The following is a 26,709-nucleotide window of genomic DNA, read 5'->3' on the forward strand; positions in this document are numbered from 1 at the left end:
TGGCCTATGAATAGCCACTTGCACATCCCGACTGATCCCGGTGGCGATTGCCTAATCTTGACGCACGGTGCTGGCGCAAACTGCGACACCCCGCTTCTCATAGCATTGGCAGACGCGTTTTGCGCGTCGGGGATGACAGTCCTCCGCTTCGATCTCCCCTTTCGCCAGTTGCGACCGCACGGGCCACCAGCACGTGGCAGTGCGGAACGTGATCAGCAGGGAATTCGAGAGGCGGTTGCGACGATGCGGCAACAAACGTCTGGTCGTTTGTTCGTCGGCGGTCATTCCTATGGAGGAAGGCAGGCGTCGATACTTGCTGCGGCAGAACCCGGTCTGATAGATCGGCTCCTGCTGCTCTCGTACCCGCTTCACCCACCGCGACGGCCGGATGAGTTGCGTACTGGGCATTTTCCAGAACTCAAGACTCCCTCGTTGTTTGTTCACGGTACTCGGGACGGGTTTGGTTCTACGGACGAACTGATTGCAGCGCTGAGGCTCATACCGGCACGAACTGAACTTCTCGAGATCGCCGGTGCGGGGCATGAACTTATGACCAAGAACAATCGTCAAGAGGTTGCAAATGTTGTGGTGGAGGCGTTCCGGTTTTGAAGAAGGTTCATTTTACGCGCCGGACGTAGGCTGGTAGAGTACGTAGTCGGGGGCGATTAGTACGGATACCTTACAGCATCTGACGCAACAAAATGGACGATGCGTCGTTCGATGCCCTGATGTCGGATTTCTCCACCATAAAGCTCTCCTCCGAGCTTCGTGACATGGGGTGGGTCGATCATCCGCAGCTGTTCAGCGAACATTTGACAGCGTATCTGTAGTCGGAGCATCAGATCGATCGTTATCATAAAGCCGCTCAGGACTATCAGCAGTTTGTCGAAACAACTCTTGAGGAGACAGCGCCGCTCAGCCCGCGACGGACGATTGTCGCTATCGGTCAGCGCTCCGAACAGTCAGACCGCCAGTTGTTTCGGAAGCTCGAACCCCATGGAACGTTGTTTACACAGATTGATCTCACGGGCGGATTGGAGATACTGCTGGCTGAGGTGCGGTCGCGCGCGCAGCGATACCCGATCGAATACGGTCACTGGTATATCGAGGGCGGCGCTCCGCATGCCGCGAGTGTCGGTGCAACTGACCTGACCGCGATGTCTTACGAACGACTTGTGCCTGTAGCAAGACGAGAGTTTTCGCTTTTGAATCAGCTCAGCTCTGGACGAAGCGCCAATGGGCGTGTCGGGGTAGAAGCTGCCAGCTCATACGTCGCGAGCCTCAGCCCCGAAGATCTAGACCTGAAGGGTACCGACGCCGATGCGGTGTTACGTCACTTCGAAGTGAATGTGTTGACCCAAGTGGCTGGATGCCAGATCTACAGTACAACGTTTGTTCAATGGGCTGCGCGTGAGTGTCTACATCGCGCGCAGCCGCTTACTCTGCTTGCACGTTTCTCAACCCGGCAGGCGAGCGCTCCAATGGAACAACTTCTGGTCCGCGACCAGTTGCAACAGTCGCAGGATCGAGAAGGCTCTCTGGTGGACGCCGATATGGGCGCTTACTATACGTGGATCAACCAGTCGCGGCTCGTCGGCGCAGAGCAGTCTCGTTTTCTGGTCTGGTTTGAGGGTCATCGAACCGCATGCGCAATTTCACCCACTCTGCCGAGAGGAACGACCTCTACTGCGTCTGCAAATCTACGGCAGGTGATTGACTGGATGGGTTAAGGAAGTTTCGAACACAAGGACTCGAACTCCGCGAACGACGAAGCCTCGACAAGTTGAATCTCAACTCGCCATTGGCAGCGGTCCCTGGGAGCGAGACTCCTCGCTGTACCATTGCTCTCTGCGTCAGTCAGGGAGTCGACATTCGATGTCGTTGGCTCCAGCGCCACGGTGTATTGCCTGTTCTGTCTCTCTTTGGGCCAAGCGCCGGAACATATCCAGATGCCGAGGAAGGGAAGCGCGGTTTGGTCGAAGCGGAAGACGAGACCTTGAGCTAGCTTTGTCCGATACAGGGCGCCCCAGGCGGACATTTCCATTGGCGCAAATATCTTGTGGGCAGTTACACCATCCTTCTCGCCGACTCTGCTTAGGTCTGTCATAAGACCTGACGTCGCTTTCGCAGTTGGCCAGCTGATCAGAGTGTTTCGAGGGAACAGATCTCCGGCCGAATATTCGACCGAAACCTGGTCGACACTCTTTGGCAACACGATGCGGTCTCCTGGTTGCACGCGAAGCAGTGGATGAGCCGACCAGAGCCAACTGGTGGTCGAGTCAGACAGGTTCAGCAGGTCGTAGTCGAGAAGGAGAGATGCCCTTTGCAGATGCGCTCTTCTGGTGAGGCGAAGGGGACGGGATTCTGCTTCAGCAGAAAGGGTGACTGCATCATGCTGAGACTCGACATGCCAATTCAGACGCCAGAGATCGCCGTGGTCCGGCACTGGATCCTGGCCTGGGGATCCCTCGCAGGCCGCCACGCTCGGCAGACATTCGTCGAAGCCTCCGCCGTCACTCTCGCTGAAGTTCGCGAAAGGGGTGACACGGTGGTAGCCGCCGAGTGGCGGAAGAAGAAACTCTTCCCCTGTTCGCACACTGCGCAAAGAGGTGATCTTTCCGCCGAATGTGGGCAGGAGCGCGACTCTTAGCACGTCGTTCTGAAGCCACAGCACTTCTTGTTCGCTCATCGGGTTTGGATGATTTCCTCTCATCAGTCTGTGCTTTCAGAGTCGCATTGAAAAAATTTAGCAAGGAAAGATTCGAATATGACACCCTGTTCTGTCGGTATCGTACACGAGCGCTTTTGGTAGTTGTTCATTGACGTCAATAGCAATAAACGACTTCGTGTGCCTAAACTTCAGAGGACCGTCACATTCTGCTCGTGCTCATACCCAGAATTAAAGGTGTGATCCAGATTGCGGCGATCTCGTTGAGAACCCGGAGGGTGAGTGAGAGAATCCTGTTGGGCATTCCACATTCTAGATAAAAGCAAAAGCGCGTGTGTTGCGCAAAGCGTCTGCGCGAATCCTTACGATGACATAGACTTCGTGATTCTTCATCGCAAAGCATACGCTTAGAGGCGGTGATGAGAGCATCCCGTGTCATCTTTCCTTGACAAGGGATGCGAGAGCAGCCTAGAGTTTGACTTGCGGTAACGTAAACGTTTGATTTCGTCGCGATGGCATTAGGGCAGGCTTCGTTGAGATGCTCGGGGGCCGCAGTTCGCACGTTATCCGGAGAAGATATGGCAGGACAGAAGGGTTCTTTCGTTAGCGGCTGCGCCGTCCCATTAGGGGAGGGGCTTCCAAAGTTGCTGCAGTTGCCAAACGCGCCGTCTACTGAGACGGGCGCAGTGAAAGCCTGGGAAGAGCCGGTGGTGATGCTCTCTTACCTGCCAGCAGATCCCGACCCGAATCCACTGTTTCTCGAAAAGAGGGTCTATCAGGGCAGTAGTGGTCGGGTCTACCCGATAGCGGTTGTCGACAGAATCGATACGGAACCGCGGCCGCAGGAGTGGAAGGCGGTCCATATCGAAAATGAGTTCATTCGACTGATGATTATGCCGGAAATCGGCGGACGTATTCACGTCGGGTACGACAAACTCAGTGGCTATGATTTTTTTTATCGGCAGAACGTGATCAAGCCAGCGTTGGTTGGTCTTTCTGGCCCTTGGATTTCCGGTGGGGTGGAGTTTAACTGGCCGCAACATCACCGACCTGCGACCTTCATGCCGGTAGAAGTTTCGATTGAGCGCAATCAGGAGGATGGATCGGTCACGATCTGGTGCAGCGATCAGGACCCGATGGTGAGAATGAAGGGGATGCATGGTGTTTGTCTGCATCCCGGGAAAGGCTTTCTGGAACTGAAGGTTCGTCTCTACAATCGAACGCAGGATACGCAGACTTTTCTATGGTGGGCAAACGTTGCAACCAGGGTCCACGAGAAGTATCAGTCGTTCTTTCCCACCGATGTCCGCTTCGTCGCTGATCATGCCAAGCGCGCCGTCACAGAGTTTCCCTTCAGTCAAGGACGCTACTACGGTATCGACTACGGAGAGCGGGCGATCAACGGGGTCCCGGAGGAGGAGATGCCCGCGCATTTCGTGCCTGATGGTTCGTATCCTCCCAATGATCTAAGTTGGTATGCGAATATCCCTGTCCCGACAAGCTACATGGTTGCGAACTCCAAGGGGGATTTTGCGGGAGGGTACGATCACGCCGCGGATGCTGGAATGGTGCATGTTGCCAATCACCACATCTCTCCAGGAAAGAAGCAGTGGACCTGGGGGAATCATGAGTTCGGTTACGCGTGGGACCGAAGCCTTACCGACTCCGATGGACCTTACGTCGAACTGATGGCGGGAGTCTATACCGACAACCAGCCTGACTTCTCATTTTTGGCTCCGGGAGAGACGAAGACGTTTAGTCAATTCTGGTATCCGGTTCGAGAGATCGGCGTGCCGGATCTCGCAAACACAGAAGCGGCGGTTCGGATGGAGCTTCGTCCGGGCAAGGTCGTGGTTCACCTGCTCGTCACTCGTGTACTGCGTCAGGCAACTCTATCGGTTAAGTTTGAGGACGGGGCGATCGCAACGTGGCATGGTGAGTTGAAGCCTGAGTTTCCGCTGCATGAAGAGTTCTCGGTCGGGTTGGAGGCGAAGGGGCTGGAACTAACACTGAAGACGGGTGAGGGCGCTGAAGAAGAGGTCATCCTTCGTTTTGCGCCCGCGGAGATCGTTGCTGCGCCGAGTCCGGTTGTGGCGGTGGAACCGAAGCTGCCTCACGACATCGAATCGAACGATGAGCTATACCTTGTCGGTTTGCACTTGGAGCAATACAGGCACGCGACGCGAAATCCGGACGAGTATTGGCTTGAGGCCGTTCGTCGGGACGCCGGAGACAGTCGATCGAACCATGCGTTAGGCCGCTGGCACTTGAGACGCGGCGAATTTGATGTTGCCGAGAAGTACCTACGTGCGGCCATTGAGAGAATGACGCAGCGCAATCCCAACCCATACGACGGTGAGCCACACTACAACCTGGGATTGACACTCAGTTACCAGGGAAGAGAAGTCGAGGCGTACGAGGCGTTTTACAAGTCAACCTGGAATGCAGCCTGGCGAGGACCTGCATACCATCGTCTTGCCGAGATCGATTGCAGACGTCGGCAGTGGACCCAGGCGCTGGAACATCTCGAGCGTTCCTTGCGTGCAGATGCGGACAACCTGAATGCACGCAATTTGAAGGCGGTGGTCCTTCAGCGGCTAGGCAAACAAGGGGAGGCCCATGCTTGTCTCGAGGCAACACTTAAGCTCGATCCCCTGGACAACTGGAGTCGGTACATCTCGTCGCGCGCGGTGCCGAGCAACGGACAGCAGCGTTTGGATCTGGGACTCGACCTTCTTCGATCCGGATTCCTTGAAGAGGCGAGGGATGTGTTTTCTCTTCACCAGATCGAAGGACGAGATGGGGCTGCCACCATGCTGCTCTATGCGCTTGCGCACGTCTACGTTCTGCTTGGCAATTCTGAGAAGGGGACCGAGACCTATCGGTTGGCAGCTGCTGCCGATGGTGCCTATGTGTTTCCGAACCGACTGGAGGAGATTCATCTTCTGAAGGCTGCCATCGTGCGGAACCCGATGGATTCACGCGCTCCTTACTACCTGGGGAATCTGCTCTACGACAGACGTCGCCATGAAGAAGCGATCGAGCAATGGGAACGAGCCACGAAACTGGATCCGACTTATCCTACGGCGTGGCGCAATCTCGGGATCGCCTATTACAACGTCTTTGGCGACGGGGAGAAGTCGCGCAGGGCCTTCGAGCGCGCACGCGCAGCTGCCCCCTCAGATGCCCGGATCTTATATGAGCAAGACCAGTTGATGAAGCGCACCGGCGAGTCGCCAGAACTCAGGCTCTCTACTCTCAAGCAGCTGAACAACGTTGTGGCTTCTCGCGACGATCTTTCTGTTGAGCTCGCTCTGCTCTACAACCAGGTTGGACAGCCCGAGGAGGCGTTGAAGGTGTTGCTTTCTCGAAAATTTCAGCCATGGGAGGGAGGGGAAGGCCTCGTGCTGTCTCAGTATGTCCGTGCCAATCTTCTCCTCGGTCAGAAGGCTTTGGCGGCAGGAGATGTCTCAGAGGCCATCCTCCGATTCGAAGCCGCCGGGAATCCGCCGCAGAGCATCAGTGAGGCTAAGCATCTACTCATGAATCTCAGCATGATCGATTACTGGTTGGGTGTCAGTTTTGCTGCCAACCGGGATCGCGAGCAGGCAGTATTGCACTGGAAACGGGCGGCGGAGCATCGAGGTGACTTTCAGCAGATGCAGGTCCACGCTATCTCAGAAAACACCTACTGGAGCGCCCTTGCCCTTTCCAGCCTAGGACAAGAGGAAGAAGCGAAAGAATTATTTCAGCAGATACACGACTATTCGATCGAACTGGCGAATCAAACTCCTAAGATCGATTATTTCGCGACGTCGCTTCCAGCAATGTTGCTGTTTGACGAGGATCTATTTCTTCGGCAGAGTATCACCGCAAAATTCCTTCAAGCCCAGGCTCTGTTTGGCTTAGGTCGTTCGACGGAAGGGGCAGAGATGTTGGCCGAGGTGAGGAGTCTTGACGCAAACCACACGGGAGCCGCAGATTTGCAGTCGACGATTGAAACGGCTGTGAGGTAGGGATGCTAGGTGCCACGGCTCATCCGCCAACCAGCGCTTCTATGACGAAGCCTCAACCTACTGTCTATCTTTGGGCTATCACCCTTGTAGCGGCAATGGGCGGATTGCTGTTCGGATACGACTGGGTTGTCATTGGAGGAGCCAGGCAGTTCTACGAAGTCTATTTTCACCTGACGTCTGAGGAGATGATCGGATGGGCAAACAGCTGCGCACTAGTCGGTTGCTTCGCCGGCTCCTTCGTTGCTGGCTATGCAGGAGAACGCTTTGGGCGGAGGCGCGTGCTGATCGCCTCGGCAATTCTGTTTGCGGTCTCGTCCGGATTGACGGGCTGGTCCTACTCCTTCGCGACATTTATCTGCTGGCGGATCGTGGGCGGAACGGCGATCGGTCTGAGCTCGAACATTTCGCCGTTGTATATTGCTGAGATCAGCCCAGCGACGATACGCGGCCGACTCGTCAGTCTGAATCAATTTGCAATTGTGGTGGGTATTCTTCTGGCACAGATCGCGAATTGGAAGATCGCCCGCCCGATTCCCGACCACATCAGCCAGGCTCTCTTCCTACAGAGCTGGAACGTGCAGTATGCATGGCGCTGGATGTTTTGTGCGGTAGTTGTTCCAGCAGTGCTGTTTACGATGATGTCGCTTTTTATTCCTGAGAGTCCTCGTTGGTTGTTAGCCAGGGGGCGAAGCGATGAGGCATACAAAGTTTTGAGCCGAGTTGGCGGTCGCTCCTATGCTCTAAGCGAAGTGGCCAACATCAAAGTGACTCTCCAGGCAGAAGAGAACGCACAGGCGTCCTGGCGAGAACTCTGGCTGCCTGGGGTGCGGAAGATCGTCCTCATTGGAGCCGCGCTGGCTGTCCTGCAGCAGTGGACAGGCATCAACATTCTGTTCAATTATGCCGCAGAGGTCTACCGCAGCGCCGGCTATGGTGAGAATGACATTCTGCTTAACATCGTCATCACTGGTGCTATCAACCTGATCTTTACCGTAATCGCCATGTTGATCGTAGACCGCGTCGGACGACGCCCAATGATGCTTCTTGGTTGCATTGGGGTCGGCTTATCTCATCTTCTTTCGGGATATGCCTACAGAGCTGGACTTCACGGAAGTGCAGTGCTGGTGCTCACCCTTAGTGCAATCGCCTGTTATGCGTTGACCCTGGCTCCAGTGACATGGGTTCTTATCTCGGAGATATTCCCGAATCATGTTCGCTCCAGGGCTGTCTCAGTGGCCGTGAGCGCTCTTTGGATAGCGTCTTTCGCTCTCACATATACCTTTCCTCTTATCAATCGTGCCCTCGGTAGCTCAGGTACATTCCTAGGGTACGGAACGATTTGCATGCTTGGTGCGGTTTTCGTCTTCGTTTTTGTGCCTGAGACCAAGGGCAAAACACTCGAAGAGATTGAGGCCAAGGTCCTAACCTCCAACTAATTATTCAGTCTGCTTCCGGATTCGATCCAAACCCGGTCGGCCTCCGGTGACGTGTACTGGCCTGCTCAGCCCCGAGTCTAACTAGTGTCTCGAGAACGTCTGTAGAGGTTAGATCGAACAGGAAAAGAGTAAAGGAGGCAACGTACACGCTCATTACCCCTCACGGGGCGCAATTTCACTATTGGCCTATGTTTTCGGCTATAACAGAGATAAAAGAATTGTGCTTGACAGCCCAGCAAATAAAGGCATAGTGTTTTCTCCGGTAACGTACACTCTTTTTTTGCTGAGTTGATTTACCTGAGCGTGTATGGCACTGACACATACTCCGAGTGGCCAGAAGTTTCGATTGAAAAAGAATGAAGGACAGAGAGGGCAGTGAAATGGCAAAGAGTAGTTTGAAGAAAAATTACGTGAGGATCCGGCACTATTCATTGTTATTCGCGTGCCTTCTGGGAATACTGCTCGGCAACGAATATGCAATCGCCCAGGTAGATCAAGGCACCATCACTGGCATCGTGCAGGACCCCAGCGGTGCCGTAGTCCCTGGCGCCAAGGTGACCGTGACCAACACCGACACGGGCTTGGTTCTCAATGGTTCTTCGAACAACAGTGGCGTCTATGTCTTTTCTCCATTGAAGATTGGCAACTACACGATTGGCGCTTCCGCATCGGGTTTTGAGAGAACAATGCAGGAGAACATTCATCTCGATGCGCAGCAGAGGTTGAACGTTGTCATCTCCCTGAAGCCAGGTTCGGTTTCAGAGACTGTGACAGTCACGGATGCTCCGCCCCTTCTGCAAACGCAGACTAGTTCGATTGGCCAGGTGATCAGTGCCGATACCATCAGCAATACGCCTCTCAATGGTCGGAACTTTGTTTATATCGCGCAACTGACCAATGGAGTGGTATCGACCTTCAACCAGACACGCGGTTCTGGTACAGGCGACTTTGTAGCGAACGGACAGCACGCAGAACAGAATAACTTTATCCTCGATGGCGTCGACAACAACACGAACCTGGTGGATTTTCTGAATGGATCTACCTACATCATTCGCCCTCCTCCGGATGCGCTGTCGGAGTTCAGTCTGCAGACCAGCAACTTCAGTGCCGAGTTCGGACACTCTGCCGGCGGCGTACTCAGTGCAAGCATTAAATCCGGCACCAATCAGATTCACGGCAGCCTATGGGAGTATGTCCGGAATACAAGCCTGGACGCGACTGACTTCAACGCTCTGACGACTCCTCCGTATCATGAGAATCAGTTCGGAGCCACGTTGGGATTTCCAATCATCAGGAATAAGCTCTTCTACTTTGGTGATATCGAGGCCAATCGGATTGCCTTCAGTAATCCGGGTACCTATACGGTGCCAACCGCGCTGGAGCGGAATGGGGACTTTTCAGAGTTGCTCAACCCCCTCCTAAACAGCGTGAGCACGCAGCTGTATCGTCCGAACTCCGGCGGGGGAGCGACGAACACGCAATCTTTTCAGGGACGGAATAACGTCTTCGATCCGAATGGGCTCAATGCGGTTGCGAAGAAGCTCATCGACCTTTATCCGTTGCCTAATGTGAATGGTGGAAAGACATTTCAAAATTACGCTGTAAACGTTCCTGTGCACCTGAATACTATTCAATGGGATCAAAGACTGGACTGGAACATCAGCGCGCACGACCAGGCTTATGCACGATATAGCTATACCCATGGAATTACGGTTAATGGTCTTCCTCTTGGTCCCATCCTCGACGGTAGCCCCTACGGCGGTGAGAACGACGTTAACCTGTATCAGAGCTTTGTAGGAAGTGAGACACATTTCTTTACCCCGACTCTTATCAACGAGTTTCGTTTTAGCTTCACCGCGGGGAAATCGCAGTTCCTTCAGCCTAACGCCAATGTCGACCTGGCTCCGAGCTTTGGGTTGGGAGGCGTTCCATTCTCGCCGAACGAAGGGGGTCTGCCTTTGTTCATTATCTACAACAACGGCACTGGCAATATCAACGGTCTCTCGAATGCGGGCTCACAGGGCACGTCGAACGAAACTCAAAACGTCTACCAGATACTGGATAACGTCACCAAGACGCTGGGCAATCACTCTCTGAAGTTTGGCGTCGCCTTTCAGTCGATCCGAAACTTCTACAGGTATGCGCCGTCTTCTCTGGGCAACTACTACTTCACCGGACTTTACACGAGCGATCCAGCGTCGAGCGCGACCACTGGCTCCGGTATCGCGGATTTTCTTGCCGATCAGATCAATACCTCCGCGATCTCGACTGCGCCAAACGTCAATGACGCCCGTTGGTATAACTCCGCGTATGCGCAGGACGATTGGAAGATTTCGAAGCGCTTGACCTTGAATCTGGGTGTGAGGTACGACTACTTCCTTCCTTATAAGGAGAACTCGGGACGTCAGGAAAACTTCATTCCTGGTGCTCCACTCGCCAGTGGAGCCGGCACAGGAGTCCTGGAGTTGCCAACCAGCATTCAGAATACGGTTTCTTTGGGTACATTATTCCCCGCCATTTTGGCGAAGGATAACATTACGGTCCGATACGTGAACAACGAGCGTCTCGTAAACACTCAATCGACGAACTTGGCTCCGCGTGTCGGTTTTGCCTTTCAGCCGGACTCGAAGACCGTCATCCGCGGTGGCTATGGCATCTTCTTTGGTGGCCTGGAAAGCAATGGCGGCAATAACCTGGGAGATAACTTTCCGTTCAGAGGTCAGGTCAACACTAACCCCGTTGGCTGTTCGTTAGGTGATTGCCCTTCGAACGGAACTACGCTGGAGGGAGGACTGGCTGGCACGCTCACGAATGGCCTGCTGAACGCCGTCAATCAACCCGGGTTTCACGCGACGGATACTCAGTTCAAGTCTCCCTATACGCAGAACTATAATTTGTCGTTTCAGGAGTCGATATCGACGAACCTGGCTGCGACCATCAGCTACGTGGGAAATGTCTCCCGCCATCTGGGTACCTACACCGATCCGAACCAAGTTCAGGCGTTGTATCCTTCTGGAACCAACACGCAGGCGCTTCAGCCATTCCCCGATCTCGGCGGGATAGGTACGATTCATTATGGTGGAGTCAGTACGTATAACGGACTGCAAACCAAGCTGGAGAAGCGCACTTCACACGGACTGAACTTTCTGGCGACCTATACCTGGGCGCATGCGTTTGACGACAGCAACTCAGCGGGCGGTCTATCGAGCGGCATCGACGCACGGCAGAGAGCTCTTCTTCCGGCCATTACCGAGTACACCAACTCTGTTTACGATGTCCGCAATCGTGTGACCTTGAATGGGAACTATGTGTTGCCCTTTGGCCGGGGACGAGCCTATTTGGCGAACTCCAACAAACTGGTTGATCTCCTGGCAGGAGGGTGGTCGTCGAGTTTGACCTTTACTGCCCAGAGCGGATCGCCCTTCACTGTCTTTCCAAGCAACAATGGAGTTGCTGGAACGGACGAAAGAAGAGCTATCCCGGTGCGCAATCCCTTTGCTCCTGGAGGCACACCTGATCCCTCGAACATTGCTGCATTTACCGATAGCTCGGGCGGTCTTATCCCGTGTCCGACTTCAGTGAAAAATCGCGTCAATTTCTATAATCCGTGTGCCTTTGCCAATCCTCTGCCAGTGCTTGCTGCAGGCACAAAAGTCACCGACCCGGCGACCGCAATTCAATACCTCGGTGGCAAGTCGAACCAGTTCTATGGACCTGGGAACAACGCAGTGAACATGTCCGTGTTCAAGAACTTTACGACGTATCACGAACAGTACCTCCAATTCCGTGCAGATTCCTTCAACGTTCTGAACCATCCGACGATCGCCAATCCAACCAATACCTCCGATGGTCCAGGCGGAGGCTTGTTGAACGCTCCAAGGATCATCCAGAGCAATACCCCGAACTCCCGCTTCTTTCAACTGTCCCTGAGATATGCGTTTTAGCAGAAATGCGAACGCTTTCCTATAAGCCCCATTTGAAAAGGGACAAAGGAGGCCGCATAGCGCGGTCCTCCTTTGTCCAGACCTCTCGAACGCAGCATTGACACTGAGAGATGGGAGGGCAACCTCCTTCGCTTACTTTTTTAGGGAGTCTTTTCATGCAGTGGTTTTCGACGAGCAGGATTCTCGTGGCCGTTTTTGTGACTGTTTGTTGTCAAACCGGATTTTCCGAAATAGGCGGCCCGGTTGTGTTGGCCTCTCCTAACCAACGGCTTTCCATTCAGTTCACGACAACCGGAATTGAAAGGGCCGGAACTGGGGGCAAGTTGGTCTACTCGGTGACCTTCGCTGGAAAGCAGATAGTCGATCAGTCCGCACTTGCTCTGGAACTTGTCGATCAGCCAGTTTTGGGAGGCAATGTACAGATCGTTGAAAGCACGCCTGGAAAGGGAAGTGACGATTACACGCTGATAGCTGGTAAAGCCAGCGGAATTCACGATCAATATAACAGCGTTCAGCTACGCGCCGTCGAGAGTGCAGCCCCAAATCGATCACTTGTGATTGAGGCTCGGGCTTATAACGATGGGATTGCGTTTCGTTATGTTATACCCGAGCAGGAGGGGCTCAAAGAACTGCGTTTAAAGCAGGAAGACACCGAGTTTCGCATCAGTACGGATGCGACGACCTGGGCGCTAGCACTTCCGAACTACCGCAGCAGCTATGAGAGCGAATATGTGAAGTTGCCGATCACGGCATTCAGCAATCAGGGTGGTGTGTCGAGCAGCTTTCTAATCGGCTTGCCTTTGTTGATGCACTCCCCAGGCGCGGCGTGGATGGCGCTGACAGAGGCCGATCTTGAAGGTAATTCCGGCATGTATGTTACCAATCCTTCAGGGAATTGGGCTGGCCATTACTTCGTCTCGAAGCTCTCACCTCGATTCGACGATCAAAGTCTTTCGCTTACAGCAACCTTGCCACACCACTCTGCCTGGCGCGTTTTATTGGTCGCTGAGGAGCCCGGCAAGCTGATGGAGTCCAACATCGTATCGGATCTGAATCCGCCCAATCGGGTGCAGGACACAAGCTGGATTCACCCGGGGAAAGCTTCATGGAACTGGTGGGCGGGCGACGTTGGTCCTGACGGTAAAGCCGCATACACAACCAAGAACATGGAATACTACGTCGATTTTGCCGCAAGCTCTGGCTTTCCCTACATGCTACTCGATGCAGGCTGGGCGGACGGACGCGACATCACCAAACTGCGCGGGAATGTCGACGTCCCTGAACTTGTGCGTTACGCGGCAAGCAAGCATGTCAAGGTCTGGATCTGGCTGTACTCGACCTCTGTGATGGATCAGATGAAGCAAGCTTTTCCTCTCTTCGAGAGCTGGGGAGTGGCCGGTGTAAAGATCGATTTCATCAACAGAGACGACCAGGATGGGATCAAGTTCTACTACGACGTTGCGCGTGAGGCTGCGGAGCACCATCTGATGGTCGACTTTCATGGCGCGAGCAAACCCTGGGGTATCGAGCGGACGTACCCGAATGTGCTCAGCTACGAAGCGGTCTTAGGAGCCGAGAACAGCAAGGTGGCGCGACGTGATAGTCCTGTAGATCGCACGGTCTTTCCGTTCACACGCATGGTCGCGGGACCTCTGGACTACACACCGGGAGGATTCAACAACGTAACCGAAGACGATTTCATCGGTAGAGACGTGAGCCCAATGATTATGGGCACCCGAGCGCAGCAGCTCGCACTTTACGTTGTCTTTCAGACTCCCTTTCAGATGGTGTCTGATAGTCCTCAGGCATACTTAGACCAACCCGCTTTCCAATTTATTCGGGATGTTCCGACAGCATGGGATGTAACGCGAGTATTGAATGGCGACCCAGGTGAGTATGTGACCATCGCCCGAAGTCATGGAAAAGAGTGGTACCTGGGTAGCATCACGAATTGGACTCCACGTGAGCTTCATGTCCCGCTCAACTTCCTCGGGGCGGGCCGTTACACTGCCGAGATCTATCAGGATGCCTCTGACGCCGGCACCAATCCGAAGAACGTCCTGATCAAAAAGCAGAGTGTACGCAATAGCGAGACACTGACTCTGAAGCTCGCAGCGGGAGGGGGCTGCGCGATCAGATTTGTGCCAGAGAGCAACAACTGAGCAACTCTCCCAAGAAGGCGGAAACGTTCGCCCTCTTCAAGATGGCTCCGTTCCACTAGAGCCAGAGACACGGTCTGAGAACAGAGGAAGGTTGCTGCGGAAGATAATATGCGGTGCAAGACGAACGACGGAAGAGGTCTTCTTCTCTTCAAGCAGGTAAGTCATGAGGTTTTCAAAGGCGACCTTTCCCTGAGTAAATGGCCGCTGGTAAAGAGTCGCGAGGATTTGACCGTTTTCAATCAACGGCACCAGCTCTCCAAAGAGATCCGTCGTGACGATCTGGATTTTTCCCAGCAAACCCTCTTCATGAAGCGCCTTAAGGACAGGGGCACTGTTTGCCGTGCTTATATACAGCCCCTGAGGCTTCACCTCTTCGCGGACAAGCGCCAACGTTTGCCGGTAGGCTTCCTTGGGACGCTCATGCGATTCGATTGCGGGAAGCAAGCTGAGATGAGGAGCAATCATGGCAAGGGTTGCTGCAAAGCCGCGGAGCTTTTCGGCATGGTCAAGCGTGGAAAGTTCACCAGTGATTGTGGCGACATGCGCCCTGCGGTTAAGCTTCAGAGCGAGAAGCTCGGCGGCCAATGCTCCGCTGGTGTAGGCATGTGTCGAGACCAAGCCGATCCGGCTGCTGTTCGGTGCGTCGCTCGACACGCAGAACATCGCGGTTCCTTGCTCTGTCAACCGGTGAATGATCGAGTCAAGCTTTCTAGGGTTCCCCGGCGTGAAGATAATGCCGTCGTTGTGTTCCTTCATTCGGGCCTCGAGAAGCTCCGAATCCCCATATCCGAGGCGCGCGTATTCGTGAAACGTGACCTCAACGTGCATTCCAACCGATGCCGCAGCCGCTTCGCGTATGCCCGCACGCAACGGGTCGAAGAAGTGAGAGATTTCTTTGGGGAGAACCACGGCGATCTTGATCCTGCGATTGAGCCTCAAAGCCTGAGCCGCGAGATTAGGTTTGTATCCCAATTGGTCCGCTATCTTTTGGACCTTTGCTTTTGTCTTCAGGCTGACGCCTCTACGGTCGTGCAAGGCACGATCCACAGTTCCAATCGATATCCCGAGTGCCTCAGCTATCTCTTTAATTCCCGCGTTCTTCGGTGTGCTAGTCATAGGTTTTATAGTGGCAACATTGATCGCAGGTTCCATCGTACGGCGATTTTGCATCGACAGAGCATTCCTTTTTTGATGTATTTCTGCCGAGGCTTACATGGTCAGTCAATACCACGATTGATGAGAGACATGGCGCCTGTCGATCCTGATCAAGGAAACAACCTTAGAGCGGCGCTGCAGAAAGAGTTCATGACACGTTCTAGACGGGAATTTGTCCGGGCCGGTCTGGCTCTCGCTGCGATTCCGCTAAAGGCGCGCCTTGTACTCTGCGCACCGATAGTGTCTTTGAAATACAGCTGACTATGACAATTGGATGGAGAGACAAATGAGTGCTAGGGTAGCGAGGATGTTTGGACGAGGGATTAACGCAGGACATTTCTGTGCGGCGGCAAAGCCCAGATTCAAGCTCCGTTTCGTAGTATTACTTTGCATTGCTTTCGGGACCGCGCTCCTTCCTCTGGTTGCGGAAGGGCAATCGGATGCAGCTTTGATTCATTTTGACAGCCCGACGCAGGTCTTTCGTATGGATGCGACTGATATGACCTATGTGTTTGGAGTTAATGAAAAAAAACAACTGCAGACGATTTATTGGGGAAAACGTCTGAGTGCATCTGATACCTTCGCGATGCCGCATTCCGATCCTGGCTTGTCTTCCTTCGAGTCTTCCACCAACACGACGCGACAAGAGTTCGTTGGTTGGGGAGGAGGGCTTTACGTTGAACCTGATCTGAAGGTTACTTTCCCGGACGGAAATAGAGACCTGGTTCTGGAGTATGTCTCGCATCGGATCGACGGGAACCAGCTCACTCTTCTGCTGAAAGATATTTCGCGGGAGGTCTATGTCGAATTGCAGTATCACGTCGATGCCACTACGGGCGTTCTGAGGCGATCGGCACAAGTACAGAACAGAACTTCCGCTCCACTCACGGTTGAGGAGATTGCTTCGGGCACGTGGAATCTGCCGCGCGGGACTGACTATCGCTTACGCTATCTCACCGGTCGTTGGGCGGGAGAGTGGAACCTCCGTGAGCAAATCATTCAGCCTGGAAAAACGATTCTTGAAAGCCGTCGCGGATCGACGGGTGCCCAGAACAACCCATGGTTTGCCATTGATAAGAACGGCTCAAACGACCAGGAGCACGGTGACGTTTGGTTTGGCGCTCTGGGGTGGAGCGGCTCTTGGCAGATCAGCATCGAACAGGATGCTGCACAGCAAGTTCGCGTAACGGGAGGTCCCAATCGCTTTGATTTTGGCTATCGCTTGGCCCCTGGAGAGCACCTGCAGTCACCCGATTTTTATGCCGGCTACTCGCATGACGGCATCGGAGGGGCTTCGAGACTTCTACACCGCTTCGAGATCTCGAGCATCTTGCCGCACGCCCCGAGTCCGAAGCTTCGTCCCATTTTGTACAACTCCTGGGAGGCGACAGAGTTCAAGGTGGACGAGGCTGGACAGGAAACCCTCGCGGAGAAGGCGGCGAGCATCGGCGTTGAACGCTTCGTTGTTGACGACGGCTGGTTTGGACAACGATCGAGCGATCGCGCAGGGCTTGGCGACTGGTATGTCAACCCGATCAAGTTTCCTCACGGTCTGAAACCACTCATCGACAAGGTCCATTCACTGGGCATGGACTTTGGCCTCTGGGTCGAGCCAGAGATGGTTAATCCTGATAGCGATCTGTATCGCAAACATCCCGATTGGGTGTTGAACTTTACCGGCCGGCCGCGGACTGAAGGCAGGAACCAACTGATGCTTAATCTCGCTCGTCCAGATGTTCGTGCTTATGTGTTTCAGTCACTCGATAAGCTACTCAACGAGAATGACATTGCATTCCTCAAGTGGGACTACAACCGCAATTGGTCCGAACCGGGATGGCCGGCCGTGGCGCCCGAGGACGAGAAGAAGGTCTACATCGCCTATATCCAAAACCTGTACTCCATCCTCGATGAGCTGCGTGCGAAACATCCCCAGGTCGAGATTGAAAGTTGTTCCGGAGGTGGCAGTCGGGTGGACCTCGGCATCATGCATTACACGGACGAGGTTTGGCCGTCCGACAATACCGATGCGTTCGATCGTCTCTTGATACAGGACGGGTTTACCTATGCTTATGCTCCCGGTGTGATGATGGCGTGGGTTACGGACTCGCCAACGTGGGTCAATCAACGCTCTTTGTCCCTCGAATACCGCTTTCTCTCTGCCATGCAGGGATCGCTCGGCGTCGGTGCAAACCTGAACAATTGGAAGCCGGAGGATTTTGCTACTGCGAAGAAGATGGTGACCCAGTACAAACAAGTTCGCGAGATCGTGCAGCGAGGCTCGCTCTATCGGTTGATTTCACCTCAGAAGGGAAGTGAGCAATCTGTAACTGAATCGGTGTCGGAAGATCAACGACACGCCGTCGCCTTCGCCTTTCTCCACTCCAGCCAGATGCTATATCCCTTTCCAACAATTTATCTTCGCGGATTGAAGGCCGACGCGATGTATCGCATCGAGGCGCTTGACGGGGAGCTGTCTAAAAATCTTCCAGCTGTTGCCAGTGGCGCTTTCTGGATGCAGCACGGTGTTGATGTCGACCTCCGCGGTGATTTCCAGGCGGCTGCTTTCACATTGGAGATGGTAGAGCGGTAGCCTATGGCAATCGGCCGACCTAGTTTCCACAATACAGGCGTTATTTCCACACAAAAAAAAGTGTTACGACCGGATGCATTCAAGCGGATTGCGAGTATCTTACGAATCAACGGAGGAGAAATCTTCCATTAGGAGAGGGTAGACAGAGGCCATCAGGAGAACCGGCAACGGAACTCAAGAAGCACCCAGGCAACTGGATGCTTTGGATGAAACCGAGGAAGCTCTTACAGCGAATTCGATAGCGGAAACGTATGGACGGCTCGGGCTCTGCTCGCAGTCACCAAACAATTCTGAAATTGCAATCAGTTGTGACTTGGGCGCCGACCCGGGTCTTCGAAAAATCGGAAGCAGGGGACGAGTTCTCGAAAGAGAGTTCGTCCCTTTCGCTTTTTAAACTTGTTATTACCGAGAGCGCAGTGATTGTGAATACCGACAGGGCCCTCCCAAAAGAAGCCCTGTCGGTATTAGTTGGTTATTCGGTTTCGTCGGCTAGAGCTAAGGTGCCTACATCGCTTCCGTTGCCCGCAGAGTAGATCGCTTGCACCGAAAAAGTATCGTCCTTCCCGCAACCCGGGGCGAACGAGATCGGCACCTCAACCGAGCGTGTCGATGAAGGAGCAATCGGTCCCACCGGAAGCGGCATCGGAAGCAGAACGGTTGCCCTGCAGCCATGGTTACCCGTATTAGGAACAATCGTGAAGCTATTCAGCAGCGTCTGCGTCGCAGCCGAGTTGCCTCCATTGGCCAGCGTAACCTGCCACAGGCGCAGGTCTGCGGGTCCGGCTTTGCGTGTAACCGCCGCACCCAGGTTCGGAGTGCCCACAATAGGAGCAACAGTAATGCTGTCCAGCCCCGGAGCGAATCCATTCGCGTTAGGATTACCAAACGAGATCGTGTTGACCCCGGCATGGAGCTGTACCGGAATGACCACGGGTTGTGGGTCGCTGAAGGTGCTGCCGTTCAGGTCAAGCTCGAGCGGCGTGCCATTGTTGACTGTTGCGAAAAAAGTGCGTGGCCCCTGCGTGGCGTAGTCCACCTCAAGCTGGTACATGCCGCTCTCAGCAACCGTAACTGAGTTGAAGGTCACGCTATTGGCCGCACCTGCTCCAAAGCTACCGACGATCGCGCCTCCCGAGCAATAGGGGCACCCGCCCACGCTGGCCGTTCCAGTCAGCGTCGCGGCCTCGGCCTCATAGGTTGTGGATGTGCTGGGGATCGCATCGCCGTTCCCGCGGATAACGATGCGATCAAGTCCCGGCGCAAAGGTTCCGGCATTACCGAAGGTGATCGTGTTGAGGCCCTTATTCAGTGTGACCGGAACAGTGGTGGAAGACGGAAGGTTGAAGCTTCCCCCGCCAAGGTTCAGCGTAGCCGAAGGGCCTCCGTTGATGTTGTACTCATAAGCGCGTGGGTCTTCGGTGAGGTAGTCCACTTCCATGAAATAAGTTCCAGCGCGTGGAGCCTCTACATTGTTGAAGGCGACGGTATCCGTGCCAGGAGCGCCACCCAGAAATCCGGCTTCGGCTCCCCCTGAGCACGCCGAGCAGTTGCTCACGGTAGCGGTTCCAGTGAAACTGCCCGATTCACCCTCGTAAACAGTCCCCGCCGGTTCCGATATACTGCCCACGCGCCTGACCTTGAGCACGCGCGATCCATGGCCGGCCAGAACTGTGTTGAAATTCTCGGAGAATCCGCCCAGGTTGATCCGATTCCACACATCGCGCACGCTGGCGGCAGTGGCAAAACCCAGGTCGCTCCACCTCAACGTCACCTTGGTAGGAAACGCATTCAGGTTGAAGAGCGCCACATATTCATATCCGTCATTCGTATCAGAGACCCAGACTGGCGTGAAACCTCCTCGCACCTGCGCACCCGGATGCTCCGACTGATCAATTGCGATAACTTCATCATTGCTCAGGGCTGACTTGGCAAAGCTGTCTAGCTTAGTCAGGTCGCCTCCCAAGTACATCGGTGCATTCACCATGGCCCAAAGTGTGATGGCCGACTGTTTCTCATCCTGGGTAAGGCCATCGAGTGTGCCGTCTCCCACATCGAGCGTATCCAGATCGTTCCAGCCCATTGCGGGACCCGTACTGTGCTCCCAACCCACGGCCTCATACTCGCGTAGAACAACGTGTGGCCAGTCAGTCAGCGTGGCGCAACCGCCTTCGCATTCAATGTCCTGGTCGATGCGGCGAGCATTCGAGAACTGCTGCCATGTACTGAGGAAGTCTTGGTCGATATCCCACGAAACCGTCAACCAGATAGGCCGCCCGCTCTGTGCAATGGCCTTCGACCATGCTTCCACGTCGGGACGATCGTCAATGGCCAGGCTGTCCACATCTGAGCCCGGAGCCACCGAGTCCAGCTTGATGAAATCAATGCCCCATGAGGCAAAGAGATCCACAATCGAGTTGATATATTCCTGGGCGCCCGGCTTGGTGAAGTCGATCTTATCGTGGAAGGGATTCGGTGGCGGAGCCGCAAAGGTATTGCCCTGCGCCAGCGGAATGGCGACAATCTGCTGCGTTGTGTAAAGCGTTCCAAGGATAGGGAAGTTGCCATCAACCGCCGGTTGCTCAATCCCGGGAATCCAGTAAATGCCCGCCTTTTGGCCATTCGCGTGGATGTGATCAATCAATGCCTTAATGTCAGGGAAGTTCGGAGCAGCGGGAATCGGGCGACCGTTCGCGTCAAAAGTAGCCATCCATCCCGAGTCGATATTGATGTATTGGAATCCATGCTGCTGAAGTCCCGAGGCTGCCAGGGCATCCGATTGCGCCTGAATGTTGGCCTGCGTAAGGAAACTGCTGTTGATGGTCTGCTCGCTGAAGGTGCTCCAGCCAAGATAGGGTTTCTGTCCTACGCCGTTCACCTGTGCCTGTGCAGTGGAATGCGGAAGGAGAAAGCCGGCCGCGGCTAGAGATAGAGAGCAAATGTATTTGCAAGTCTGGAACGAACCGAAACCGCGAAGCCTGGTCTGCATGAGATTTCCTCCTGGCAATTTCGTACTCGTGTGCGAGTAAGGTTGGGCGTAACTTAAGAGCGGTAACGTAAACGGCAAATGAGCCTAAAATGAAACACGCCGACTTTAGATGTACTGATTTACATCTGTCAAGGAAAAGAATGTAATTTGTTTGTTAGCACGAAATGTTTGTCTATGCGGATATTATGGTTTTTCCCAACGACTTTGACAGAAAGGAACTGAAGGGGAAATTCGAAGGGTGGCATCAAAAAATAGTTAACGTTAACGATCCCGAGAAGTCCAAACTCTTCACACGACAGCTTCAATCGTGGCCACAGCGATTGCCCGCAGCCTTCCCGCCGGCTACTCCGGAAAGAAGCTAGCCGCGCACGACCTGTGGAATTATGAGTCCATGTCCGATGCCCGCGATACCGCAGGCACCGTCCTGCGTTCAATGGACTACTCCCAGAGAAATCTCGAGCGTCCTGGCGTGGGCGATATTCACTTTCTAAGTTTTGCGGGATTAGAGGTTGAATGGTGGACGCGGTAGGGATCGAACCTACGACCAGTCGATTAAGAGTCGAATGCTCTACCAACTGAGCTACGCGTCCATTTGGTTTTTGCTCCTGGAGAAGGAGATCGGTGAGAGTCTTTGCATGGGGTGTTGCAGGCAGGACTCAATCAGTCGACTTATTAAAGATAACACAGCTTGCAGCGCAAAGCAGGCCTGCAAGCTGTGAGTTGGATGAAAGTATTTGCACTGTGCAGTATCGCTTGAATGGCTGCGATCTGATCGGTTTAGCCGACGAAGTCTACGTTGGCACGGTGGGGGATGATGCCGCGATCGTAGCCCATGGCGAGCAGTTTGCGAATGGCGTCTTTGCCGTCTTCGCCGTAGTTGAGGGTGCGCTCGTTGACGTACATGCCGACGAAGCGATTGGCGAGGGTGGGGTCTAGGTCGCGCGCGAACTGCATCGCGTAGGCGAGTGCCTCTTCGCGGTTGTCGAGCGCGTGCTGGATGCTGTCGCGCAGAGCGTTGGTGGTGGTGAGAAGAGTTTCGGCGCCGAGGGAGCGGCGGATCGCGTTGCCGCCGAGAGGGAGTGGGAGACCGGTCTGTTCGCGCCACCACTGGCCGAGATCGAGGAGCTTGATGAGGCCGTCGTTGGCGTAGGTGAGCTGGCCTTCGTGGATGATGAGGCCGGCGTCGAACTCGCCTGCAACGACAGAGGGGATGATCTTGTCGAAGGGGACGGTGACGGTTTCGATCTCGGGGGCGAAGAGCTTGAGCGTGAGGTAGGCGGTGGTGAGGGTGCCGGGGACCGCAATGCGCGTCTTCTTGACGTCGTCGAGCGAGAGCTTGCGGGGGGCGACGATCATGGGGCCGTAGCCTTCGCCGACGCTGCCGCCGCAGGACATGAGGGTGTAGTTGTCCTGCAGGTAGGGGTAAGCGTGGAAGGAGATGGCGGTGACGTCGTAGAAGGCCTCATTGATGGCGCGGTGATTGAGGGTCTCGATGTCGGTGAGGGTGTGGGTGAACTTGTAGCCGGGGACTCGGACCTTGTTGGTGGCGAGGCCGTAGAACATGAAGGCGTCGTCAGAGTCAGGGCTGTGGGCGATGCTGATTTCGTGGATGGCGGTGGTTGCGGTGGTCATGATGCTTCCTTCGGTGTTCGTGATGCTTGTGTGATGCGCAGTGGGGAGTTGCTCTGCGCTGAGTTTGGTTGCTTGCGGCGGGGTGGGTCGCGTTTAGGACTGGCGCCAGCGCTTGATTGAGCTGAAGATGCCGGCGGCCGCCGTGATCTTGACGACCTCGCCGGGAAGGAACGGGGCGATGGCCATGGTCCAGGTTGCGGCGGCGCTGGTGTGGAGGAGATGAGCGAGCCAGCCTGCCCCGAGGATGAAGATGGGTGCGCTGGCGACCGTGGCGGCTACGAGGCCTGCACGGAAGGGAGTGGTGATGCGCTGCATGGCGCGGACGGCCCAGCCCGCGGTTGCTGCGGCCAGAGGATAGGAGAAGAGATAGCCTGCGTTGGGCCCGAGCAGATGAGCAATGCCGCCAATGCTGTGAGGCGTGAAGACAGGGAGGCCCATCGCGCCTTCGGCTAGATAGAGGACCATCGCGGAGAAGCCGGCAACGGGACCGAGCAGCATGCCGACGAGGATGACGGCGAAGTTCTGCAGGGTGAGGGGCACGGGCGTGAAGGGAAGCGGGAGAGAGATGTGAGCGCAGACGGCTACGAAGGCGCTGGCTGCGACGGTGAGGATGACTTTGCCGGAGAGAGATTCCTGAAGCGATCCGGTGCGGTGGGTGAGACCGAGTTGAGAGGAAGTTGCGGATTGCATGCGGGAGATCCTTTCGCGCTGTTATTGCTTTCGTGATTTGTGCTGCGGTGGAGGTGTCGCGGTTGGGTGTCAAACGGCACGTTCCACACAAGAAGGATAACAAGGCGGCTGGGTTCGTGCAGGTTATTCGGTCATCAGCATGGATACGGAAGGTGTGGAGATCAAACTTTTACAGACTTTGTACCGGAGGGCGGTATGAAGTAGGTACATGCCTGTGGGAATTGGGGATTTCCACTTGACGGTGGTGAGAGCGAAGTCTGTACTGAAATTGGTATGACTCGTTTGAATACAACAGGTGCGGTACCGAAGCGGTCGGGTGCGATCCTGCGTCTGTATGAGCGAGGCCGTCTGGGTTGGCGGAAGGTCGCTACCGGTGCGGCGGCGGTGCTTGCGGTGGCGATGGGGTATCACGTCATCTTTGGGCAGAACGGGTTGACCGTATATCAACAGAAGCGGAACGATGCACAGAGCCTGGATGGTCAGTTGCACAGTCTCCAGCGGGAGAATGATCTGTTAAAGGGGCATGTGGAGCGGTTGCAGAACGATCCGAATGCGATTGAGCATCAGGCGCGCGAGGAACTGCATTACACGCGGCCCGGCGAGGTGATTGTGTATATGCCTGCTCCGGCTGGATCCAGTTCTGCGGGTGCGGCGAAGCAGTAGCTGAGTCTGGCTGTACCATCTCCTACTTCTTCAATTGCGATTCGATAAATCCGGTGGACTGCTCGCCTACGCTGTTGGTTGGCGAGTCGCGATACTCGTCCCAATGGCTACGCGGGTTCGGTACTGAATCGTTTTGGATCCCTCGGATTATCCTTCGCTACTCGGAGCGCAGTGCTTGGGTGAGGTCGACAGATGCTGCACGACGCGCCGGAAGCAAAGAGGCGGCCAGCGCCAGTAGCAGGAGCGAGAGTGTCGCAAGGGTAAGCACGATGGGGTCGAATGCGCTGACACCGAAGAGGAAGGTTTTAATGAGGCGGGATGCGGCGAAGGCTCCTACCAGACCGATCGCACAACCGATGAATGCGAGTTTGGCGCCGGAGACAACCACCAGGCGAACGATACCTGCTCGCTGCGATCCGAGAGCCATTCGAATTGCCATCTCCTGCACGCGCAGCGCGACTGAGAACGCGATGACACTGTAGATGCCCAGAACTGCCAACGAGACAGCGATGAAGGCGAAGGAAGAGATCAGTGCGGTGTTGAAGCGGCGTGGAGCTTCCGTGTCTGAGAGGGCGTGCTCCATGCTCTGAACCTGGGTGAGAGGGAGCTGAGGATCAATAGAGTGCACGGTGGAGCGTAAGAGATTCTCCATCTGCTCGGGAGCCATTGAGGTTCGCACTGCGATGTATCCGCCGTCGCCGCTGATGTCGGTCGGGGAGCCGAGCGAACCCGCCATCTCTTCCTCTTGTTCGACAGGCTTGTAGTACTGCTGTTTCAAGGGGAGATCGGGGGAGTTTTCTTTCACGTCCGCGACTTCGCCGACGACGGTTGCCCAAGGGGTTGTCATACTCTCTGAGCCGATACGAAACCGCTTACCGATGGGGTTTTGATTAGGCCAGGATTGCTGGGCGAGCATGTGGTTGACGATGACGACGGGTGGCTGGCTGGCGTTGTCATCGGGGGTAAAGAGCCTGCCCTGGAGGAGCGGAATCCCAACCGCACGGAAGTAGTCGCCTTGAACTGAGATCGAGGTTCCGAGATCGAGCCCTCCCGCAGCTGGCGGCAGAACGTGGCCTTCCGCTACAAAGGCGCTGCTGGAGTTATTGCCGCTGGCAGGGAGGAAAGTGGTGAGGCCGACACTTTTCACTCCGGGGAGAGCTTGCAGACGCGCTAAGAGCTGGTGGCTGAACTCATTGACGGCCGTCTGGTTTCCATACTGTTGTCTGGGGAGACTGTAGCTGGCGACAAGTGTGTGGTCTGGTTGAAAGCCGAGGTCGACCTGGCGCATCTTTTCAAAGCTGCGCAACAGAAGTCCGGATGCGGCCAAAAGAACGAGTGCGACTGCGATCTCGGAGATTACCAGTACCGAGCGAAGTCTTGCGTGGCCTCCGCCTGAGGTGCCAGTTCGGCCGCCCTCTTTCAAGGTGTCGTTGACGCTGGTGCGAATGGCGGCGAAGGCAGGGGCGAGACCGCAGAGGACGCCAGTTACGATTGCGAGGCCGAGCGCGAAGACAACAACTGGCCAGTCGAGGCCGATCTCGCTGACCCGTGGCAGGGTTTCGGGTAGTGCCTGAATTCCTACGCGCAAAGCAACGGCAGCAAGGATCAGCCCAAGGACACCTCCAGATACGCTGAGGACGAGGCTTTCGAGGATAGCCTGCCAAAGCAGGGTGGAGGAACTGGCGCCCAGTGCCAGGCGGACGGCGATCTCGCGGCGGCGTCGGATGGAGCGTACCAGAAGAAGGCCGGCGAGGTTCGCGCACGCGATCAGAAGAACGACGGCAACAGCGAGAAAGAGAGTGCGAACGAGTGGTCGTGCTTCTGCGACGGTCTCTTCGTCGAGCGGCTTGACGATGGAGGTGATGCTGAATCCGGCCATGAAGGCGGGATAGTTCCGGACAGTTTCTTTGGCGACAACGTTTGCGTCCTCTATGGCCTGAGGGATGGTTACGCCCGGTTTAAGGCGGCCCATCATCTGAAAGTTCCACGATGCTGAACCGATGCCAAGTTCCTCCGGTCGGAAGCTGATGGGCACCCAGAACTCACAGCGGTTAAGGTGGCCAGGAACAAGAGGGAATTCGAAGTTGCGGGGCATGACGCCGATGATGAGATAAGGCTTTCGGTCGAGCAGGACCTTGCGGCCGAGGACGTTGGGGTCGCCCTGAAAACGGGTCTGCCATGTGGCGTAGCTGAGGACCAGGACCTGCTGGTGCTGATCATCCTCCTGCTGCGTAAAGAAGCGACCCATGAGGGGCTGGACGGCGAGGGCGGGAAAGACACCGCCGCTCATGCGAGCAGCGTTGACGTTGGCTGGGTCGCCCACGCCCGAGAATTCGTAGCTGGTGGTTTGGTAACCGCCCAGACTCGTGAAGCTGTGGGTATCACGGGTGTAGTTGCGGATGTCTGGCGCCGTGACACCGGCTTCATCGTTACCACCGCCGGTGTCCAGGCCTTTCAGTATGTCGGCGAGAACTACGAGGCGGCTCGGTTCGGGAAAAGGCAGCGGACGCAGCAGGACGCCTTCTACGAGAGAGAAGATTGCGGTGGTGGCACCAATGGCCAAGGCCAGCATGAGGATGGCTGTGGCGGCGAATCCAGGGGACTTCGACAAGTGGCGAATTGCAATCTTCAGGTCACTAAACAGAGAGCGCATGCTGATCCTCGTAAAGCTGTGGTTGAGACTATTAGAGCAATCGCGTTGCCGGAACGATTCTCAGGAAGATCCTGTTTTGTCAGTCAGTTAGCGCTATGTTGAGATGTTATTGAA

The 26,709-nt window shown here is 55.3% G+C and carries 15 protein-coding genes and 1 tRNA gene; 9 read left to right on the plus strand and 7 right to left on the minus strand.

Translation table 11 applies throughout. The annotated features are described in order from the left end of the window. Positions 1-6: 6 nt before the first annotated feature. Positions 7-609, plus strand: a complete 603-nt coding sequence (locus RBB76_RS19315; RefSeq protein WP_429629336.1) for an alpha/beta hydrolase family protein — start codon at positions 7-9, stop codon at positions 607-609. 395 nt (positions 610-1,004) lie between these two features. Further along, the gene (locus RBB76_RS19320) at positions 1,005-1,730 is read left to right on the plus strand and encodes a hypothetical protein (protein ID WP_429629337.1); all 726 of its coding nucleotides are present in this window, start codon (positions 1,005-1,007) and stop codon (positions 1,728-1,730) included. On the opposite strand, the gene RBB76_RS19325 is transcribed toward RBB76_RS19320, so the two are convergent. Then, positions 1,727-2,689: a hypothetical protein gene (locus RBB76_RS19325; protein ID WP_429629338.1), complete on the minus strand. Its 963-nt coding sequence runs from the start codon at positions 2,687-2,689 to the stop codon at positions 1,727-1,729. The genes RBB76_RS19320 and RBB76_RS19325 overlap by 4 nt on opposite strands. Before the next feature lie 557 nt (positions 2,690-3,246). Between RBB76_RS19325 and RBB76_RS19330 the strand changes: the two genes are divergently transcribed. From RBB76_RS19330 to RBB76_RS19345, 4 genes are all read left to right on the plus strand, one after another. Continuing rightward, positions 3,247-6,684, plus strand: coding sequence for a DUF5107 domain-containing protein (locus RBB76_RS19330; protein ID WP_429629339.1), 3,438 nt, complete (start codon positions 3,247-3,249; stop codon positions 6,682-6,684). A 41-nt stretch (positions 6,685-6,725) separates the two neighbouring features. Further along, positions 6,726-8,120, plus strand: coding sequence for a sugar porter family MFS transporter (locus tag RBB76_RS19335; protein ID WP_429629340.1), 1,395 nt, complete (start codon positions 6,726-6,728; stop codon positions 8,118-8,120). A 380-nt stretch (positions 8,121-8,500) separates the two neighbouring features. Further along, on the plus strand, positions 8,501-12,064 hold the full coding sequence (locus RBB76_RS19340; RefSeq protein ID WP_429629341.1) for a carboxypeptidase regulatory-like domain-containing protein: 3,564 nt from the start codon (positions 8,501-8,503) through the stop codon (positions 12,062-12,064). 155 nt (positions 12,065-12,219) lie between these two features. Continuing rightward, complete coding sequence (locus RBB76_RS19345; RefSeq protein ID WP_429629342.1) at positions 12,220-14,226, plus strand: glycoside hydrolase family 97 protein; 2,007 nt, start codon at positions 12,220-12,222, stop codon at positions 14,224-14,226. A gap of 36 nt (positions 14,227-14,262) precedes the next feature. On the opposite strand, the gene RBB76_RS19350 is transcribed toward RBB76_RS19345, so the two are convergent. Next, entirely contained in the window at positions 14,263-15,342 is a 1,080-nt protein-coding gene (locus RBB76_RS19350; protein WP_429629343.1) for a LacI family DNA-binding transcriptional regulator, read from the minus strand. Between the two features lie 346 nt (positions 15,343-15,688). Here RBB76_RS19350 and RBB76_RS19355 point away from each other — a divergent pair, with 346 nt between their 5' ends. Beyond that, a complete protein-coding gene (locus RBB76_RS19355; RefSeq protein ID WP_429629646.1) occupies positions 15,689-17,971 on the plus strand; it encodes an alpha-galactosidase in 2,283 nt (760 codons plus the stop codon). A 472-nt stretch (positions 17,972-18,443) separates the two neighbouring features. Here the strand turns inward: RBB76_RS19355 and RBB76_RS19360 are convergent, their stop codons facing one another. Continuing rightward, the gene (locus RBB76_RS19360) at positions 18,444-20,957 is read right to left on the minus strand and encodes an alpha-galactosidase D (protein ID WP_429629344.1); all 2,514 of its coding nucleotides are present in this window, start codon (positions 20,955-20,957) and stop codon (positions 18,444-18,446) included. Between the two features lie 307 nt (positions 20,958-21,264). Between RBB76_RS19360 and RBB76_RS19365 the strand changes: the two genes are divergently transcribed. After that, complete coding sequence (locus RBB76_RS19365) at positions 21,265-21,486, plus strand: hypothetical protein (RefSeq protein ID WP_429629345.1); 222 nt, start codon at positions 21,265-21,267, stop codon at positions 21,484-21,486. Here the strand turns inward: RBB76_RS19365 and RBB76_RS19370 are convergent. The 3 genes from RBB76_RS19370 to RBB76_RS19380 all read right to left on the minus strand — a co-directional run bounded on the left by RBB76_RS19370 (position 21,472) and on the right by RBB76_RS19380 (position 23,279). Then, positions 21,472-21,547: transfer RNA gene (locus RBB76_RS19370), tRNA-Lys, on the minus strand. The two genes, RBB76_RS19365 and RBB76_RS19370, sit on opposite strands and share 15 nt — an antisense overlap. Before the next feature lie 187 nt (positions 21,548-21,734). Next, positions 21,735-22,589, minus strand: a complete 855-nt coding sequence (locus RBB76_RS19375) for a menaquinone biosynthesis family protein (protein WP_429629347.1) — start codon at positions 22,587-22,589, stop codon at positions 21,735-21,737. A 93-nt stretch (positions 22,590-22,682) separates the two neighbouring features. Continuing rightward, on the minus strand, positions 22,683-23,279 hold the full coding sequence (locus tag RBB76_RS19380; RefSeq protein ID WP_429629348.1) for a biotin transporter BioY: 597 nt from the start codon (positions 23,277-23,279) through the stop codon (positions 22,683-22,685). Between the two features lie 273 nt (positions 23,280-23,552). Between RBB76_RS19380 and RBB76_RS19385 the strand changes: the two genes are divergently transcribed. After that, positions 23,553-23,942, plus strand: coding sequence for an FtsB family cell division protein (locus RBB76_RS19385; protein WP_429629349.1), 390 nt, complete (start codon positions 23,553-23,555; stop codon positions 23,940-23,942). Positions 23,943-24,099: 157 nt separating this feature from the next. Here RBB76_RS19385 and RBB76_RS19390 read toward each other — a convergent pair whose 3' ends face one another. Then, a complete protein-coding gene (locus RBB76_RS19390; RefSeq protein ID WP_429629350.1) occupies positions 24,100-26,595 on the minus strand; it encodes an ABC transporter permease in 2,496 nt (831 codons plus the stop codon). Positions 26,596-26,709 lie beyond the last annotated feature (114 nt).

Source organism: Tunturiibacter psychrotolerans (assembly GCF_051013365.1).
In the GTDB taxonomy this organism is placed as follows: Bacteria; Acidobacteriota; Terriglobia; order Terriglobales; family Acidobacteriaceae; genus Edaphobacter; species Edaphobacter psychrotolerans_A.

Excerpts from the sequence above, each read along its gene's own strand:
- RBB76_RS19390 (WP_429629350.1), bottom strand. The coding sequence starts at position 26,595 with ATGCGCTCTCTGTTTAGTGACCTGAAGATTGCAATTCGCCACTTGTCG.
- RBB76_RS19360 (WP_429629344.1), bottom strand. The coding sequence starts at position 20,957 with ATGCAGACCAGGCTTCGCGGTTTCGGTTCGTTCCAGACTTGCAAATAC.
- RBB76_RS19380 (WP_429629348.1), bottom strand. The coding sequence starts at position 23,279 with ATGCAATCCGCAACTTCCTCTCAACTCGGTCTCACCCACCGCACCGGA.
- RBB76_RS19340 (WP_429629341.1), top strand. The coding sequence starts at position 8,501 with ATGGCAAAGAGTAGTTTGAAGAAAAATTACGTGAGGATCCGGCACTAT.
- RBB76_RS19385 (WP_429629349.1), top strand. The coding sequence starts at position 23,553 with ATGACTCGTTTGAATACAACAGGTGCGGTACCGAAGCGGTCGGGTGCG.
- RBB76_RS19335 (WP_429629340.1), top strand. The coding sequence starts at position 6,726 with ATGACGAAGCCTCAACCTACTGTCTATCTTTGGGCTATCACCCTTGTA.
- RBB76_RS19330 (WP_429629339.1), top strand. The coding sequence starts at position 3,247 with ATGGCAGGACAGAAGGGTTCTTTCGTTAGCGGCTGCGCCGTCCCATTA.
- RBB76_RS19325 (WP_429629338.1), bottom strand. The coding sequence starts at position 2,689 with ATGAGCGAACAAGAAGTGCTGTGGCTTCAGAACGACGTGCTAAGAGTC.
- RBB76_RS19350 (WP_429629343.1), bottom strand. The coding sequence starts at position 15,342 with ATGACTAGCACACCGAAGAACGCGGGAATTAAAGAGATAGCTGAGGCA.
- RBB76_RS19375 (WP_429629347.1), bottom strand. The coding sequence starts at position 22,589 with ATGACCACCGCAACCACCGCCATCCACGAAATCAGCATCGCCCACAGC.
- RBB76_RS19355 (WP_429629646.1), top strand. The coding sequence starts at position 15,689 with ATGTTTGGACGAGGGATTAACGCAGGACATTTCTGTGCGGCGGCAAAG.
- RBB76_RS19315 (WP_429629336.1), top strand. The coding sequence starts at position 7 with ATGAATAGCCACTTGCACATCCCGACTGATCCCGGTGGCGATTGCCTA.
- RBB76_RS19345 (WP_429629342.1), top strand. The coding sequence starts at position 12,220 with ATGCAGTGGTTTTCGACGAGCAGGATTCTCGTGGCCGTTTTTGTGACT.